Consider the following 3,037-nt stretch of genomic DNA (forward strand, 5'->3'; position numbering starts at 1 on the left):
GGCTCGGTGAGTGCCCGGGCGCGGGTGGACAGCGCCACGGTCATGACTCAAGATGCCCCCTCGCGACACTGATAACCGCAGAGGCCACGGGCTCGTCACCATGCGGGCCGATGGCTTCTCACACAACCACATCAGGAGTGAGACATGCATCAGATCCGCCTGCGTTCGTTCGTCGCCGCGCTGCCGCTCATGTGCGCAGCCGCAGTGGCCTCCGCCCAGGATGCCGAACCCGGCTGGGCCAAGGGCCGGCCCAAGACCGACACGGCCATGAAGATGGCGCCGGTGCCGGCGTTTCCGATTCCGACCGCGGCCGACCAGCTGCCTACCGCGAAGTTCAAGCTGCCGCCCGGCTTCAAGGTCGAGACCTGGGCCTCGGGCGTGCTCGACGCGCGCGAGCTGCGCCAGGGTGCCAAGGGCAACATCTTCGTCAGCACGCTGTTCGTCGCCAACAAGGTCTACGTGCTGCCCGAGAAGGCTGTCGACGGCAAGCGCGAGCCGAAGGTCATCATCGACAAGACCGAGCAGGCGACCGGCATCGAGTTCTACAAGGGCTCGCTGTTCTTCGCCACCCACAAGAAGATCGTTCGCTACGACAACGTGGAGGACAAGCTCGACAACCTCGGCGAACCGAGCGCGGTGCTGAACGACAAGCTGCCGGGCGGCAGCGACCACAGCTGGAAGTACCTGCGCGTCCACAACGACAAGCTCTACTACAACATCGGTGCGCCCTGCAACATCTGCGATCCGGGCGAGTACGCGAAGATCTACAGCATGAAGCTCGACGGTTCGGGCATCGAGACGATCGCCTCGGGCGTGCGCAACACGGTCGGCTTCGACTTCGATCCGAAGACCGGTGACCTCTGGTTCACCGACAACGGCCGCGACTGGCTCAGCGAGGAGATTCCGAACGACGAGCTGAACCATGTCACGCAGCCCGGCAAGCAGCACTTCGGCTATCCGTATTGCCACCAGGGCAACATCCCCGACCCTGAGTTCGGATGGGGCAAGTCGTGCGACGACTTCGTGAAGCCCGCCGCGCTGCTCGGCCCGCACGCCGGCTCGCTCGGCCTGAAGTTCTACACCGGCAAGATGTTCCCGGCGAAGTACCAGGGCGCGATGTTCATCGCCATCCACGGGCCGTGGAACCGCACGAAGAAGTACAACGGTGTCTACGTGGCGCGGCCGGACGGCAAGGGCGGTGCCAAGGTCGAGCCGTTCATGACGGGCTTCGTCGAGAACAACACCTACCTCGGCCGGCCGGTGGACTTCCTCGTGATGAAGGACGGCTCGCTGCTCGTCAGCGACGACCACGCCGGTGCGATCTACCGCATCAGCTACAGCGGCAAGGGCAAGTGACGTGAGGGCCTGGCAGCGCAGCGCGACCTTGGCCATCCTGCTGATGGCGACCTCGTGGGCGCACGCGCAGGCGCAGACGAAGAAGCCCGCCGCCCGCTCGAGCGCCGCCTCGGCGGCTGCCACCGGTGCGGCGGCCGCGGCTGACTACGCCGAGCGCTTTCGCGCCGTCTGCGCCGCCTGCCACGGCGCCAACGGCCGCAGCGACATGGCGGGCGTGCCGGTGCTGGCGGGCCAGCCGTCGCTGTACACGATCACGCAGCTGTTCCTGTTCCGCGAGGGCCGCCGCAACAACGACGCGATGATTGCGCTGGCCAAGCCGATGAAGGACGCCGACTTGCGAGGCTTCTCCGACTTCATCGGCACGCTGCCGCCGGTGCCCGCGCCGGCGCCGGGTGCGCCGCCCGATGCGGAGCGCATGAGCAAGGGGCAGGCCCTCGCGCAGCAGCACAAGTGCGTGTTCTGCCACGGCACCGATCTGGCGGGCGGCCAGGGCGTGCCGCGCATCGGCGGCCAGAAGGAGGACTACGTGCGCGCGACGCTCCAGGGCTTCAAGTCCGGCGAACGGCCCGGCTACACGCGAGCGATGACCGAGGCACTGAGCCAGGTGCCGGTGCAGGACCTGGACGTGCTGGCCTACTATGTCGCGAACTTCACCGGCAAGTGAATCCCGGCACCGTCGCGTCAACGGTCAGGCCACTACGGCTCCCGGAACGTCCACCGGTGTGCTGCGATAGGCCCAGAAGCGTGGCAGCGCGAACCCGGTGGCGATGACGCCCGCGAAGCAGATCGCGCCGCCGATCCAGACGGCGGCTGACACACCCCAGGCGTCGGCCATGAAGCCGGCGCGCGCGCTGCCGATGAGCGGGCCGGTCAGGTAGCTGATCATCTCGATGCCRGCCAGACGCCCGCGCAGCGTGTTGGGAATGGTCTGGTTCCAGATCGTGCCGCGGAACACGCCGCTGACCATGTCGGCCGCACCTGCCACCGCCAGGCACAGGAGACCCAGCGTCAGGCTGGGCGAGAAGCCCAGCGCCACGATGCCCAGCGCCCACACGGCCGCCGCGATGACCACCGCGCGGCCATGGCGCATGACCTTGCCGGTCCAGCCGCTGAAGAGGCCGATGACCAGCGCACCGACCGACATCGCCGACAGCAGCCAGCCCACGGTCTCGGTGCGCCCATCGGCCGCGGCCATGGCAGGGAACAGAGCCACCGGGAACGCGAAGGCCATCGCGACGATGTCCACGATGTAGGTTCCCATCAGTGCGGGCCGTGCCCACGCGAAGCGCAGGCCTTCGGCCAAGTCGGTGAGCAGATGGGGCCGTTCGCTCGGAGCCTCCACCGTGCCGACGGCCGCCCGCGGGATGCGAGAGATGAAGAACAGCGCCGCAAGAAAGGTGCAGAAGTCGAAGACATAGGCGCCTACCGCGCCCCAGCGTGCCAGCAGCAGCCCAGCCAGCGCCGGCCCGGCCACCATGCCGATCGTTCCGCGCACCGACGACAGCGCTGCGACGGCCGCGAACTCTTCGGGCCGCGCGAGCTTCTGTGTCAACGCTTCCAGCGCCGGGCGGTGGAAACCGCTGGCACCCTGCAGCACGGCCACGAGCGCGTAGATCGCCAGCACGCTGGGCGCTGCGGTCAATGCGTTGGCCAGCAGGCCCGCCAGGCACAGGGCCATCAG

Annotated in this window: 3 protein-coding genes; 2 read left to right on the forward strand and 1 reads right to left on the reverse strand. The window is 68.2% G+C overall.

What is annotated here, in order from left to right; translation table 11 throughout:
* Nucleotides 1–144: 144 nt before the first annotated feature.
* Nucleotides 145–1,356, forward strand: coding sequence for a PQQ-dependent sugar dehydrogenase (locus AC1D12_RS29500; protein ID WP_477827086.1), 1,212 nt, complete (start codon nt 145–147; stop codon nt 1,354–1,356).
* 1 nt (nt 1,357) lies between these two features.
* On the forward strand, nt 1,358–2,020 hold the full coding sequence (locus AC1D12_RS29505; RefSeq protein WP_477827087.1) for a c-type cytochrome: 663 nt from the start codon (nt 1,358–1,360) through the stop codon (nt 2,018–2,020).
* A gap of 24 nt (nt 2,021–2,044) precedes the next feature.
* Here the strand turns inward: AC1D12_RS29505 and AC1D12_RS29510 are convergent.
* The coding region (locus AC1D12_RS29510; protein ID WP_477844740.1) for an MFS transporter at nt 2,045–3,037 on the reverse strand (993 nt) is incomplete at its 5' end.

It is taken from the genome of Rhizobacter sp. P1_G5, assembly GCF_056405435.1.

Bases quoted from the DNA above. Each gene is read 5' to 3' on its own strand.
- AC1D12_RS29500 (WP_477827086.1), top strand. From the start codon at position 145: ATGCATCAGATCCGCCTGCGTTCGTTCGTCGCCGCGCTGCCGCTCATG.